The sequence below is a fragment of the Paraburkholderia sediminicola genome, assembly GCF_046026675.1.
Lineage (GTDB): Bacteria > Pseudomonadota > Gammaproteobacteria > Burkholderiales > Burkholderiaceae > Paraburkholderia > Paraburkholderia sediminicola_F.
The window spans coordinates 3016031-3029828 of record NZ_JAQQEY010000002.1 but is presented as its reverse complement, the minus strand read 5'-3'; the positions used below and the strand labels follow the sequence as shown (position 1 = coordinate 3029828).

Genomic DNA, 13798 nt, shown 5'->3' with positions numbered 1-13798 from the left:
GTTCGAAACGCGTGAAAGACGACAACCTGGATGATTAACTATTTCCAAATATTACGGTAGCCGGTTCCTTGCTATCATTTTTGAGATCTTGCGCTGACCTCTAACCGGCGACGCGGGTGCGGCAGGGTTTGCTCATGTGCATATAGGACCTCCCTGAAAGAGACGTGATGGCAAAAATTCCAAAGCTGACAACGACGCTTGCCTACGACCGCTATATGGCGGGCCAGAAACTGGTGTCGAGCGTGGATCGCCCGTGGCGGCACCTGGTGCTGCGCTCGTATCTCGAACCGGACGAGCTGGAACTGCTGGAGGCGCCCGGCCTGCAGGACGTCACGTTGATGACGCTCGGCAGCGGCGCCGAACACCTCGAGCGCAACCTGGACGGACGCTGGGAGAGCGCCGACCTGGGCGTGGGCGACGTCTGGTTCGTGCCGCCCGTGCCGATCTCGTGGCGCTGGCGTTCGATCAGCGATGAGCCGCTGTCGACCGTTCATTTGCACCTGGAGCGCAGCCTGATCGACAGCGTCGCCGACCAGATGGGGCTGGGTGGTTCACGCGAGCTGTCGCTGGGCGACGCAATGCAGTTTCACGATCCGCTGATCGCCGAGATACTTGGCGCGTTGCATCGCGCCGCGGGCGATCCCGCCGACTCGCGGCTGTATGTCGACGCGTTGGCCCACGCGCTCGCCGCTCATCTGTTGCAACATTACTCGCGTGGCCGTCACGCCGAAGCCGGCCTGGCGCCGCATCCCGAGCGCCTGGTGCCACGCCGCATCCGCCGTGTAACCGATTACATTCGCGCCAATCTTGCTGCCGATCTGGCCATCAGCGAACTGGCCGCGCAGGCCGGACTAAGCAGTTTTCACTTTGCGCGTGTGTTCCGCCGCGAGACCGGTGAAACGCCCCATCAGTTCGTCACGCGCTTGCGTCTCGAGGAAGCCGCGAGGCTGCTGCGCGCCACCGATCAGCCGGTGCTGCAAATCTCGCTTGCGGTTGGTTTCGAGAATGCCAGTCATTTCTCCGTGCAGTTCAAGCGTGGCTACGGCGTAACACCGCTTGCCTACCGGCTGCGCGGCTGAGCGTCAGGTTGCGCGGCTGGATCGTGCGGACAGCTCGCCAATAGGCGATGCCCGAGCGGCATGCCGACGGTTGACGGCACGCGGGATTCGTCGGTCGCGACACGCTATGCTGCTGTGCAGCGCGGGAATGCCCAATCGCCGCGTGGCACAGTGTATTGAGGCCGGTCGCGGTGGGTTGTTGAGGGCAAGGTTTGATGAAGCGCCGAAAACGACAATCACGCACTTTTCGCAGTTTGCTGCGCATTGCGCGGCTTGCAAACTACGAAGTTTCGTGGCGCGATTGGGGATGGACCTGGCATGGATGCGCCCCGGCGCTGTTCCGGCCAATTTTGAGGCCGCCGGGTTCCATGCGCGATGACGGATAGAACCGTCTGCAACCATTGCGTCTGCTGGGTTGCGATAGCACACGGCGCGGCGCAATCAGCGCGCGGCGGCCTGCGCGATTCGTGGCCGTCGCTGCCACCGGACTAACTGGCCTGACCAGTTGCACGGCAACTGTATCTGTCGAAGCCTTGCACCGGCCGACAGAATGTTGTGCCGACGGCTTGGCCCAGCCGGCGTCTGACCGACCCTTCCATTCAACCCTTCACACCGGATACCAAGCGATGACCCGACTTCGAATCACCTCCTGCGGCCACGTCTTTACTGCCGAAACGCATCCCGACGCGCCGCAAACGGTGGCCGCCTTTCTGAAGCTTCTGCCATACCGTCAGAAGATCATTCACGTGCGCTGGAGCGGCGAGGGCTGCTGGGTTCCGCTCGGCGACTTCAAGCTCGAAAACGACGGCGCGGCAGTCGGCTTCGAAAATCACACGAGCCATCCGTCGGTGGGCGACATCCTGTTCTACCCGGGCGGTTACAGCGAAACGGAGATCATTCTTGCGTACGGCTCGTGCTGCTTCGCAAGCAAGCTCGGCCAGCTCGCGGGCAATCACTTCCTGACCATCGTCGAAGGCAAGGAAAAGCTACGCGAACTCGGCACCAAGGTGCTGTGGGAAGGCGCGCAAGACGTGCTGTTCGAGAAGATCTAAGACGCGAGGTCGTCAACGGGCGCGCCGCCGCGAACCACCTTCCCGGCGCCGGTCTCGGTCCCGGTCTCGCCATCATCAGGGCGCTGTGCCGGCTCCTGGGTGGCGAGATTCGCTGCGATTCGCAGGAAGGCGAGGGGGACGATCTTCGGAATTACTTTTCCAGTGCGCCTGCAAACTCAATAGCTTCCCCTCGATGTGCGGCATCCGACCGTCTGTCGACTTTCCTCGCCCGATGCCCGTGTATCGCACGGTGTCACTCCGTGGGCTTAACACCCGTCCTTCAGGTTTAAGAAACGCTAGGAGCGTGTCTTAACACCGCCTAAGAAAATCCCGCTTGGTTTAAGACGTTTGGCACTTTTCGTCCTAAACGGGGTATGCCGTTTGTCCTTATTCAAGCTAAAAAATTGCTTTTAAGAGTTTTCGTATTCGACATCTCGTGCGCTGACGGCACACTAAGGGCGTCGCGTTTGTTCGCTTGGCGAAAGCGCGATGCATTCTTAGATTTTTCTGCATTTGAGCTAAATATTTAGGATGTCTTAAGAGAAATCTTGATGGCTCGATTCCGATAAAAATGAGTGGGAGGAATGTTGAACAAGACTTACAAGACTGTCTGGAACAGAACGACCCGTACGTACGTCGCAGCATCCGAGGTGGCGAAGCGCCGTGGCGCGAAAGGCGCGTCGGCGTGTGGGGCGCTGGTGGCCGCCGGCGCGGGGTTGTTGGGCGCGTTGGCGTTTTCGCTGCCAGCGAGTGCTGAAGAATGCGGGGTAAACAATGGCAATTGTGGGGCGATAGGTGAAACGTTGCATCCGGTGCTCGCGCTGAATAGCGACGTGTCGGGGCGGCCGCTCAATGCGATTATGAACTCGCCTGCCAGGGTGGAGGTTGGCTTGCTGGCGCCAGTCCCGCAGTCTCTTGCATCCGCGGGCAACAGTCCCAGGCTACTGAGTGCGAGCGCCGTGGCTTCAGTGGACGACGTGCCGGTCATACAGTACATCGCCGTCAGTCCGGTGATTACGCCAGGTTTGACAACGACAGCGCTATATGGAGAGAACGCCATGGCGGTCGGTGTCGGAGCGACCGCCCTGGGGGACGGCTCGCTGGCGGTCGGCGCCAGCTCGGGGGCTGTGCTGAATAATGCCACCGCGGTTGGTTCAGGGGCAGGGGCGCTGGCGATGAATTCAACGGTTGTAGGCGCCAACGCCACGACCAATTCTTTCGCTGACAACGGCGTGGCGATTGGTTATCTCGCAAGGGTACAGAATGCCAACGCGTTGGCCATCGGCACGAACGTCCAGACGAATGCGGAAGACTCTATCGCTGCGGGCAGCAACGCGTTTATCTCGACGGCAGCAACAAAAGCCATTGCCTTCGGATCCGGCGCGTCCGTGAGCGCAGCAGGTTCCGTCGCGCTGGGCGCCGGTTCCACGGCCGACCGGACTGATGTGGTTTCTGTGGGCAACAGCACCTCGCAGCGTCAGATCATCAATGTCGCTGCCGGCACCCAAAGCAATGACGCCGTCAATATCTCGCAACTGAAAGGCGCGACGGCCGCGATCGGTGGCGGCGCGGCCGTTGCGGCAGACGGGACGATCACAAAGCCAGCGTACGAGATAGGTGGTCAGACCTATAGCGATGTTGGCTCGGCGCTGTCTGCTCTGGTCTCCACTGGAGAAGCGGCTACCGCTGATGCAGTTCAGTACGACTCGACCTCGCATGACACGGTGACATTGGGCAACACCGGCACGCCGGTGCGGATCACCAACGTGCGCGCCGGGGCAGTCGCCGCAGATAGCTCGGAAGCCGTGAACGGCTCGCAACTGTTCGCGACCAATCAGGCGGTGGCGCAGAACGCCAGCGACATTGCCGCCAACACCGGCAGCATCACCAACCTCGATCAACGCGTCACGAATAACACCACCGAGATCACCAACCTCGACGCGCGGACCACGACCATCGAAGGGGACGTGAGCAACATCACGAATCAGATCACGAACGGCGAGATCGGTCTTGTCCAGCAGGATCAGATGTCGCGTAATCTCACGGTCGCCAAAGACCTCGACGGCGCCAGCGTCAATTTCACCGGCACAGGCGGAGCACGCGAACTGACCGGCGTCGCGGCGGGTTCCACGGATGCGTCAGCGGTCAATGTCGGTCAGGTCAAGCCCATGGTGGCTGCGCTCGGTGGCGGCGCGCAGATCAATGCCGACGGTTCGGTGACCGGTCCCACGTATCACATGCAGGGCGGCACGCAAACTACGGTCGGCGACGCGCTCGGGTCGCTCGACAGCGGGCTCACCACCTTGCAGCAAAGCATGGAGACCGGCGGGATCGGCATCGTCACGCAAGACCCTGTGTCGCGCGTCATCAACGTCGGCGCGACGACGGATGGCGGTCTGGTCAACGTAGCCGGCACGGCAGGCAGCCGGGTACTCACCGGTGTGGCGCCAGGCGCGGTCAACGCCGCGAGTACGGATGCGATCAACGGCTCGCAACTCTATACGCACGCGGCAAGTACTGCGGTGGCGCTCGGTGGTGGCTCAACGGTCAATCCGGATGGCTCGGTGACGGCGCCGTCGTACAACGTGGGTGGCACGGTTGTGAACAACGTCGGCAGCGCGATCAGCAATCTGGATGGCCGCGTGACGCAGAACACCAGTGACATTGCCGGACTGCAAACCACGATCACCAACATCAGCGGTTCGGTGGCGAATGCGGTCCAGTACGACAGTCCTGCGCACGACAAGATCACGCTCGGCGGCACGGCAGCCAATGGGTCGAAGGTCACGCTCACCAACCTGCAGACTGGCGAAGTATCGGCCACCAGCACCGACGCAGTCACCGGCGCGCAACTCTGGAACACCAATCAACAGATTGGCAACCTCGGTCAGCAGATCGGAGACCTCGGTCAGGCGGTGAAGAACACCCAGGTCACCGGTAGCTCATATGTCGCGGTCAACAGTTCAGGCAATGCGGCGCAGGCGATCGGCAACGGTACGGTGGCGATCGGCGGCGGTGCGAAAGCGGGTGCGTCGAACTCGGTTGCGATCGGCGAAGGCTCGGTTGCCGATCAGGCGAACACGGTTTCGGTCGGCTCAACCGGCAACGAACGCCGCATCACGAACGTCGCGGCGGGGCAAGCACCCGGTGACGCCGTGAATATGCAGCAGTTCCAGGGCGGCATGAACGATATCGCGCGCAACGCGTATTCGGGCACGGCGTCGGCTATTGCGTTGACGATGGTTCCGGAGGTCGACGCGAACAAGAACCTCGCCATCGGTGTCGGGACGGCCGGCTATAAGGGCTATCAGGCGGTGGCGGTGGGCTTGTCGGCGCGCGTTACGCAGAGCCTGAAGGTGAAGCTCGGTGCGGGGATCAGTTCCGCCACGACGACAGTCGGCGCCGGTGCGGCGTACCAATGGTAACCGCAGAAGGAGGGTAGGAGCGCGTGCGCGGCCTGCGCGCGCGTCAACAAGCGTTTCTGCCACCCCGCGCGTTCCATCGCGCGGGGTGCGTTGCAACACTTACTTGAACAGCTTCATCGCTTGCGAGAGCGTATTGAACACGCCCCATGCCAGCGGCAGCGTCACATATAGCCAGAAGACGGCGAGCTTGACCTTGTTGGTCGGATGAACGGCTTGAACGGTCGACATGCGAGTCTCCTTAGGCGCCTTTGGCGAGTTGTGCGTCAGTCATGTGGTGCTTGTCGTCGACACGCTTGACCAGCAGGTTGCAGACGAAACCGATCACCAGCAGCACCACCATGATGTGGATCGTCATCGTGTAGGCGTCCGCCTTTGCCACGCCATGCGCCACTTGATAGGCACGGATGTAATTCACCAGCACCGGACCGGCGACACCCGCCGCGGCCCAGGCCGTCAGCAGCCGGCCGTGAATGCCGCCGACGAACGCCGTGCCGAACATGTCCGCGAGATACGCGGGCACCGTCGCGAAGCCGCCGCCGTACATCGACAGGATCACGCAGTACGCGAGAACGAACAGGGCGATCTGGCCGGATGCCGCGAAGCCGGGCACGAGGTAGTACAGCACGGCGCCGAGCGCGAAGAAGATGAAGTAGGTGTTCTTGCGGCCGATCCAGTCCGAAGCCGAGGCCCACACGAAACGGCCGCCCATGTTGAACAGCGAGAGCAGGCCGACGAAACCAGCCGCCGCGGCAGCCGTCACGGTGTCCTTGAAGCTCTCCTGAATCATCACCGAAGCCTGGCCGAGAATGCCGATGCCGGCCGTCACGTTCAGGAACAGCACCAGCCAGATCAGGTAGAACTGGGGCGTCTTCAACGCCTGATCGATGTGCACGTGGTTGCGCGAAATCATCTTCTTCTGGGTGGTCTCGGGCGGCGTCCAGCCGGCCGGTTTCCAGTCCGCCGGCGGCACGCGAATCGCGAGTGCACCGATCGACATCGAGATGAAGTACGCAATGCCGAGCACGACGAAGGTCTCGGCCACGCCGATACTGGTCGCGCTGCGGAAGTGGTTCATCAACGCCACCGACAAAGGCGCGGCAATCATCGCGCCGCCGCCGAAGCCCATGATCGCCATACCGGTCGCCATGCCGCGACGGTCCGGGAACCAGCGGATCAACGTCGACACCGGCGACACATAACCGAGGCCGAGTCCGATCCCGCCGATCACGCCATAGCCGAGATAGAGCAGCGCGATCTGATGCAGATGCACGCCGAGCGCGGCAACCAGGAAGCCGCCGCCGAAGCAGCACGCGGCGGTGAACATCGTGCGGCGCGGGCCGACATGTTCGAGCCACTTGCCGGCAAACGCCGCCGACAAACCCAGGAACACGATCGCCAGCGAAAAGATCCAGCCGAGCGAGGTCAGCGACCAGTCGTCAGCGGCGGATTGCGTAATGCCGATGACTTTGGTCAGCGGGCCGTTGAACACGGAGAAGGCGTACGCCTGGCCGATACAAAGGTGAACGGCGAGCGCTGCGGGCGGAACCATCCAGCGCGAAAACCCCGGCTTCGCGATGGTGGCCTGTTTGGAAAAGAATGGGGCAGAGCCTGAATTCCCGCTCGGCTCAGTGATACTGCTCATGGTCGGTCTCCGGTGTGACGAATGCTTTGTTATCGGCGTTTCATACGCAATGCTTTAGCGTCGCGGCGTAAAAATTGCAGATTCATGTGGTCTTGATATATGTATTTTTATTTCATATGACGGCAGCTAAATTCAGACAAAACTCGTTCCGTCGAACGATAGGGTGCGAACCTGGCGTTTGCAATATGAGATGTAAATGCATAAGGCATTAGCCTGGTGAAATACGACCGTAATCTGCCGAATTGCGGCAATGCGGCACGAACGCCAGGAACGGGCTACTGAATGCAGGGCAATCAGCGGCCGGAGTCGGCAAGAAGCGGAGTGCTGGGGGAGGTGAGCGAGGGAGCATGAAGCGGGTGAGGTACCGCCATCCGCGAGAAATCCAGCATTCATTCAAAAGCCAACGGGCCGGCGCGGCACCTTTGCCACGCCGGCCCGTCGCAATCCTTATCGGCAGGAATCAGGCGACCGTGCGCCCCGTTTGCATCTTCGCCGCCACCAATACTGAGATCAGGCAGCCGATCGCCAGATACGCCGCTACCGGATGCCAGGAGCCGCCGGCAAAGCTGACCAGCGCCACCGCGATAAACGGCGTAAAGCCGCCGCCGACCACGCTCGCCACCTGATAACCGACGCCCGCGCCGCTATAGCGGTACTCGGTGCCGAACAGTTCGGTGAACATCGGCTGCTGTACGCTCACGACCATGTCGTGGGCGACGTTGGCGAGCATGACCGCGAAGATCACAATCCACACCGTCGAGCGGGCTTCGAGCGCGAGGAAGAACGGCACCGCGCTGAACATGCCGACCAGCGCGCCGATGATATACACCCGCCGGCGGCCGAAACGGTCCGCAAGCCACGCGAAGCAGGGAATCGTCACGCAGCTCACCGCGCCGACCAGCAGGCCGATCGAGAGGAAGAACTCACGCGGCATGTGCAGATTCGCCGTCGAGTAGTTCAGTGCGAACGCGGTCACGATATACATCGTGAACAACTCGGCAAGGCGCAGCGCGATGATCAGCAGGAAAGCCTTGGGGTGCTTCAGCAAGGCCTCGACGATCGGCAGCCGCACGCTGCGTTCACCCCGTTCGCCGACCTTCTCGACGAACTCCTTCGATTCTTCCATGCTTGAGCGGATCCACAGCGCGATCAGCACCAGCACCACACTGAACAGGAAGGGCAAGCGCCAGCCCCAGCTCAGGAACGACGCGTTGTCCATCGAGCGGCTGATGATCGCGACCAGTCCGGTCGCGAGCACCAGACCCACGCCATAGCCGACCTGCACGCCGCTGCTGTAGAACGCCTTCTTCTTCTCCGGCGCGCTTTCGACAGCCATCAAGGCGGCGCCACCCCATTCGCCGCCGACCGCGAAGCCCTGGATCGCGCGCAACGTGACGAGCAGCACCGGCGCCCACCAGCCGATGCTGGAGAAAGCCGGCAGCAGGCCGATCGCCGCGGTGGAGAGGCCCATCATCATCACCGTGAGGACCAGCATGCGCTTGCGTCCAAGCCGGTCGCCGTAGTGGCCGAACACGAAGCCGCCGAGCGGCCGGAACAGAAAGCCGACGCCGAAGGTCGCGAATGCGGCGAGCGTGCCCATCGCCGGGCTGACCTTCGGGAAGAACTCGGCGTTGAAGACGAGCGCGGCGACGATGCCATACAGCAGGAAGTCGTACCAGTCGACTACGGCGCCGACAAAGCTGCCGAGCGCCGCTTTGCGTGCCTGACTGCGCGCCGCGCGGTTGTCAGTGATGGCGGTTTTCGGCGCTCTCGGGATAGTGGTGCTCATGACGGTGTCTCCTTCGAATTCTTGGGTGCTGTCTGGAAGCGCGCGGCAGATGCAGGGCAGGGGACGCTGCGGCCCATCACAGGATTCCCCGAAGGTTAATGATGCGAGGCAATTCCCACAATCCGCATTCGGGTGGAATTGCGCGATCATCGAACGCAACTGCGCGCATAGCGCGCGTTTTGCGCGTTTACACCGAGCTTTGTGTGTTTGGACGAGCAGAGGAACCGCCCGCGGGTTGCCCGTGCTACCTTGGACATGCGATCCTAAAAACAACAGTGACTGATATACTACATACGGAATATTGATTTTTGCGGCGCTGCAGCATATGATTGAGTCATCTATTCACTCAATCATTCGGAGTTACAAATGGAATTTGTTCCTCTCTCGCTGCTCGCCGCTGGTTTTGTAGGTTTGGGCTCTGCCGCCACCGTGCTGTTGACCCGCTGGATCCCGCAGCCGGTTGCGCAACTTGCAGCGCAACATGGCCGGTTCGTCGGCTTGGGCGAGCAGGATGGCAGAACGGGCGCAGTGGCGCCGTATCGTGCGCATGTTCAACAAGAGGCGATGAATGTCGTCAGAACTTCAAACTGAAACAGTGGCCACACCCCTGACGTTGTCGTTGCAGCCGATCAGCGCGAGCGTGAGCTTGCGCGATCAGGCGTATGCCATGCTCCGCCAGGCCATTGCCGACGCGGATATCTACCGGACTCACGAAGAAATCCGCCTCGACGAGCGCGTGCTGAGCGAATCGCTGGGCGTAAGCCGCACGCCGGTGCGCGAGGCGATGACGCTGCTTGAACAGGAAGGTTTTTTGCGCATGGTGCCGCGGCGCGGCATCTATATCGTGCGCAAGAGCAAGCGTGAAATCGTCGAAATGATCCAGATGTGGGCCGCGCTCGAAAGCATGGCGGCGCGTCTTGCCACGCTGCACGCCACGGACGAGGAAATCGCCCGCCTGCGGCACATGTTCGACAATTTCCGCGACGCCACGCCGGCCGAGCACATTGCCGAGTATTCCGACGCCAACATCGCGTTTCATCAGGCGATCGTCGAACTGTCGAAGTCGCGGATCATTCTCGACACGATCAAGAACATCTTCATCCACGTGCGGGCGATTCGCCGCATGACCATTTCGCAAAGCGACCGCGCGTCGCGTTCGATCGTCGACCACCTGCGCATTATCGAGGCGCTGGAGCAGCGCGATACCGAACTGGCTGAGCGTCTTACACGCCAGCATTCGCTCGATCTGGCGACGTTCGTCGAAGCGAATTGTGACTTTCTGGATTGATGGCTGCTTAGGCGCCTGATTGGCGCAACTGAAGGAAAAAGGCCCGCGGTGATGACGTCACCGCGGGCCTTTTGCTTTTCCGATTCATTTCTTTCCTCGCTAGTCGCCGCCTCGCAGTGGGGGTTAAGCCCGGCTTGACGGTCACTGAAATATAGTATGTGATATATCAAAGGCAATCGAGACAAACAGTACACCTCGGTGTTTTCCCTCGAATCGAGCGGGCCGAAGCGGCGTTATCTCGCTGCAACGCAAGCCAGACAGGCATTCAGGACAGAAATCCCGAAGCAGCTACATTTTGAGATCGCGCTTGATCGAATCTGATATATCACATACCGTATGTACCGAGACTAACCAGACATCCGCGTGAGCGGACGTTATCGAAGCGGGCGCGTCGGTCGATAACCGTTGCACACAACTGACTGATCAGGACAGGAGACTTGACATGAGCAAAGCACTCGACGGCGTGCGCATTCTCGATTTCACGCACGTGCAATCGGGTCCGACCTGCACGCAGTTGCTCGCGTGGTTCGGCGCAGACGTGATCAAGGTGGAGCGGGCCGGCGCCGGCGACATCACGCGCGAGCAACTACGGGACATTCCCGACGTGGACAGCTTGTACTTCACGATGCTCAATCACAACAAGCGCTCGGTCACGATCGATACCAAGAACCCGGAAGGCAAGCTGGTACTCGAGGCGCTGATCCAGAAGTGCGACGTGCTGGTGGAGAATTTCGCGCCGGGCGCGCTGGACCGGATGGGCTTCACGTGGGAGCGGATTCAGGAGTTGAACCCGCGCATGATTGTGGCTTCCGTGAAGGGTTTCGGCCCCGGCCCATACGAGGACTGCAAGGTCTACGAGAACGTAGCGCAATGCGCGGGCGGCGCGGCCTCGACCACCGGCTTCGACGATGGTCCGCCGGTAGTGAGCGGCGCGCAGATCGGCGACAGCGGCACGGGTTTGCATCTGGCGCTCGGCATTGTCACGGCGCTGTATCAGCGCACGCTAACCGGGCGCGGTCAGAAGGTGCTCGCCGCGATGCAGGACGGTGTGCTCAACCTGTGCCGCGTGAAGCTGCGCGACCAGCAGCGGCTTGAGCGCACTGGCACGATGAAAGAGTATCCGCAATATCCGAACGGAACGTTCGGTGAAGCGGTGCCGCGCGCGGGGAATGCTTCGGGCGGTGGTCAGCCTGGCTGGATTCTGAAGTGCAAGGGCTGGGAGACGGATCCGAATGCGTATATCTACTTCATCACGCAGGCGCCGGTGTGGGCGAAGATCTGCAACGTGATCGGCAAGGAAGAGTGGGCCACCGATCCGAACTACGCGACGCCTGCCGCGCGCTTGCCGCATCTGAAGGATATCTTTGCCGAGATCGAGCGGTGGACCATGACCAAGACCAAGTTCGAGGCCATGCAAATCCTCAATAAATACGACATTCCTTGCGGGCCGATTCTCTCGATGAAGGAAATCGCCGAAGAGCCGTCGCTGCGCAAGACCGGCACGATTGTCGAAGTGGATCATCCGACCCGCGGCAAGTATCTGACGGTTGGTAATCCTATCAAACTGTCGGACAGCCCGACCGAAGTTACGCGCTCGCCACTGCTGGGTGAGCATACCGACGAGGTGATGACTGAACTCGGCTACTCGCCCGAACAGATCAGCGCATTGCGGACCGCAGGCGCGATCTGAGAACTCAAGGAGCGATGTATGGATACGTGGATGCGTTTCATGTCGAGCGACGGTGGTGTCGTGTTCGGCCGTGTGGAAGGCGGTTATTTGCACGAGTACGAAAGTCTCAATCAACCGGTGCCGACCGGTGCAGTATTGTCGACACGTGCGCTCACGCCGCTCGCGCCTTGTGCGCCCGGCAAGATTGTCGCGTTGTGGAATAACTTTCACGCGCTCGCGGCGAAGCTCGACAAGCCTGTGCCGGCACATCCGTTATTTCTGTTGAAGCCGGCGGGGTCGGTGATCGGTTCGGGTGAACCGATCCGTCGGCCGCTCAGTTACGCGGGCAAGATCGTCTACGAAGGCGAACTCGGTATCGTGATTGGGCGGCGCTGCCGCGACGCGAGTATCGAAGAGGCTGCGGAATCGATCTTCGGCTACACGCTGGTCAACGACGTGACCGCCGCCGATCTGCTGAACGAGAACCCGCACTTCCCGCAATGGTGCCGCGCGAAAGGCTTCGATACGTTCTGCTGTATCGGACCCTCGATCGTCTCTGGTTTCGACTGGCGCGAAGCGCGTCTCGTGACGATGCTCGATGGGGTGGAGCGGCAGAACTACCCGCTTGCCGATATGGTGTTTTCTCCTGCTGAGCAGGTGAGTCTGATTTCACAGGACTTAACGCTCGAACCGGGTGATGTGATTGCGTGCGGCACGTCGGTCGGCGTCGGCTCGATCAAGGACGGCGCGACCGTGACGATCTCAATCGAAGGGATCGGCACACTGAGCAATACCTTGACCGCCGTGTGCGAGATAGCGCTATGACGCGACGGCCGCGGCTCGTTGCGTTGCTCGGCAGTGGCACGGGGCTCGCCGTCATGGTGGGCGGGTTTGCGTGCTACCTGTCGGCGGCGGCGCAGGCGAATGTCGAGCGTATCGAGCTCTGTGCCGCGGTCTTCATCGGTGCGCTGGTGTTCGCCACCTCCGCAATCGCATTCTGCAAACTGCGTGGCGTGCTGGATCTGACTACGGTCGCGCGTCCAGGGCATGGCATTGTCAACGTCTCGGCGCTTCTACTGTGTGGCTGGCTCGGCTACGGCTTCGTCACTGAACAGGCGCAGCCGTTCGGACTCGCCGCGCTGCTTGCGATGAGTATGCTGGCTGTTGCGCTAGGCACGCATCTGATGACCAGCCGCGAGTACTCGAACGATCGCGATTCACACTGTCATGCGTTTGCCGGACGTTGCGATGGATTTGCGCTGGAGCGACGCGGCTTGTTGGCGCGCATCGAATGGCATGGCGGCGAAGAGCAGGCGTGGGCGCTGCGCGAAATAACGCCCGGCATGGTGCGCGCGGCAGCATACCGGCACCGGCACGGCTGGCATAACGTGGAGACGGTGGGCGTACAAAAGCGCGGATCTGTCCGCCAACGTGCCACCCACCGCGCAATGTGCCGTCAAAGATGAATACACCGATGCGCCGGGCGGCGAGCAGAGCGAACGGCGGAATCGTCCTGCTGAAGCCCTTATTCGCCGGCCGCCGCGAATTCACTGTAGTACCTGGCTTTCTTGCTCAGGATCATCTGGGCAAGAAACTCGGCGTCGTACGCGCTGTGAAGATGCGCGTGAAACCGCTCGATGTAGGCAGTGATGCGCGCCGCTTCGCTGTTGAATTCCTTCAGCACATCGAGCGTGGCCTGGTCCCAGCGGAACCGCAGGCCAAGGTCGCTGAAGGCCGCGTTGAACGCGCTCAGATGGGCGTCGTCGGGGTTATTCGCGGTGGCGCGTGCAATACGTGTGCTGGCGTGAGACTCAACCGCAGCGTGGTTCATGATCGGCCTCCTGGGCTGACAAGTAAGGGAACTCACTTGCAGCA

General features: G+C 61.4%; 12 protein-coding genes. 8 read left to right on the top strand and 4 right to left on the bottom strand.

Annotated features, from left to right (window positions below; translation table 11 throughout):
* Nucleotides 1-167 precede the first annotated feature (167 nt).
* The 3 genes from PQQ86_RS33255 (at nucleotide 168) to PQQ86_RS33245 (ending at nucleotide 5535) form a co-directional block, all read left to right on the top strand.
* Nucleotides 168-1079 (top strand): helix-turn-helix domain-containing protein, encoded by a 912-nt coding sequence (locus tag PQQ86_RS33255; RefSeq protein ID WP_408276886.1) that lies wholly within the window; start codon nucleotides 168-170, stop codon nucleotides 1077-1079.
* A gap of 605 nt (nucleotides 1080-1684) precedes the next feature.
* Nucleotides 1685-2110, top strand: coding sequence for a DUF3830 family protein (locus tag PQQ86_RS33250; protein ID WP_132382068.1), 426 nt, complete (start codon nucleotides 1685-1687; stop codon nucleotides 2108-2110).
* Between the two features lie 584 nt (nucleotides 2111-2694).
* Nucleotides 2695-5535 (top strand): YadA-like family protein, encoded by a 2841-nt coding sequence (locus PQQ86_RS33245; RefSeq protein ID WP_408276883.1) that lies wholly within the window; start codon nucleotides 2695-2697, stop codon nucleotides 5533-5535.
* A gap of 99 nt (nucleotides 5536-5634) precedes the next feature.
* Here the strand turns inward: PQQ86_RS33245 and PQQ86_RS33240 are convergent, their stop codons facing one another.
* The 3 genes from PQQ86_RS33240 to shiA all read right to left on the bottom strand — a co-directional run bounded on the left by PQQ86_RS33240 (nucleotide 5635) and on the right by shiA (nucleotide 8966).
* Nucleotides 5635-5763: an MFS transporter small subunit gene (locus PQQ86_RS33240; RefSeq protein WP_093633004.1), complete on the bottom strand. Its 129-nt coding sequence runs from the start codon at nucleotides 5761-5763 to the stop codon at nucleotides 5635-5637.
* A 10-nt stretch (nucleotides 5764-5773) separates the two neighbouring features.
* A complete protein-coding gene (locus PQQ86_RS33235) occupies nucleotides 5774-7177 on the bottom strand; it encodes an L-lactate MFS transporter (protein ID WP_408276880.1) in 1404 nt (467 codons plus the stop codon).
* A gap of 460 nt (nucleotides 7178-7637) precedes the next feature.
* Nucleotides 7638-8966 (bottom strand): shikimate transporter, encoded by a 1329-nt coding sequence (shiA, locus tag PQQ86_RS33230; protein ID WP_408276877.1) that lies wholly within the window; start codon nucleotides 8964-8966, stop codon nucleotides 7638-7640.
* A 366-nt stretch (nucleotides 8967-9332) separates the two neighbouring features.
* On the opposite strand from shiA, the gene PQQ86_RS33225 reads away from it, so the two are divergent.
* The 5 genes from PQQ86_RS33225 (at nucleotide 9333) to PQQ86_RS33205 (ending at nucleotide 13389) form a co-directional block, all read left to right on the top strand.
* Nucleotides 9333-9557 (top strand): hypothetical protein, encoded by a 225-nt coding sequence (locus PQQ86_RS33225; RefSeq protein ID WP_408276875.1) that lies wholly within the window; start codon nucleotides 9333-9335, stop codon nucleotides 9555-9557.
* The gene (locus PQQ86_RS33220) at nucleotides 9535-10254 is read left to right on the top strand and encodes a GntR family transcriptional regulator (protein WP_408276872.1); all 720 of its coding nucleotides are present in this window, start codon (nucleotides 9535-9537) and stop codon (nucleotides 10252-10254) included. Before PQQ86_RS33225 ends, PQQ86_RS33220 begins: the two co-directional genes overlap by 23 nt.
* Nucleotides 10255-10696: 442 nt before the next feature.
* Nucleotides 10697-11944 carry a formyl-CoA transferase gene (gene frc, locus PQQ86_RS33215; RefSeq protein WP_093633000.1) on the top strand — a complete coding sequence of 416 codons (1248 nt, stop codon included), beginning with the start codon at nucleotides 10697-10699 and terminating at the stop codon, nucleotides 11942-11944.
* Between the two features lie 18 nt (nucleotides 11945-11962).
* Entirely contained in the window at nucleotides 11963-12748 is a 786-nt protein-coding gene (locus tag PQQ86_RS33210) for a fumarylacetoacetate hydrolase family protein (protein ID WP_408276869.1), read from the top strand.
* Nucleotides 12745-13389 (top strand): NAD(P)(+) transhydrogenase (Re/Si-specific) subunit beta, encoded by a 645-nt coding sequence (locus PQQ86_RS33205; RefSeq protein ID WP_408276867.1) that lies wholly within the window; start codon nucleotides 12745-12747, stop codon nucleotides 13387-13389. Before PQQ86_RS33210 ends, PQQ86_RS33205 begins: the two co-directional genes overlap by 4 nt.
* Nucleotides 13390-13448: 59 nt before the next feature.
* Here PQQ86_RS33205 and PQQ86_RS33200 read toward each other — a convergent pair whose 3' ends face one another.
* Complete coding sequence (locus tag PQQ86_RS33200; RefSeq protein ID WP_408276865.1) at nucleotides 13449-13754, bottom strand: HAD family hydrolase; 306 nt, start codon at nucleotides 13752-13754, stop codon at nucleotides 13449-13451.
* Nucleotides 13755-13798 lie beyond the last annotated feature (44 nt).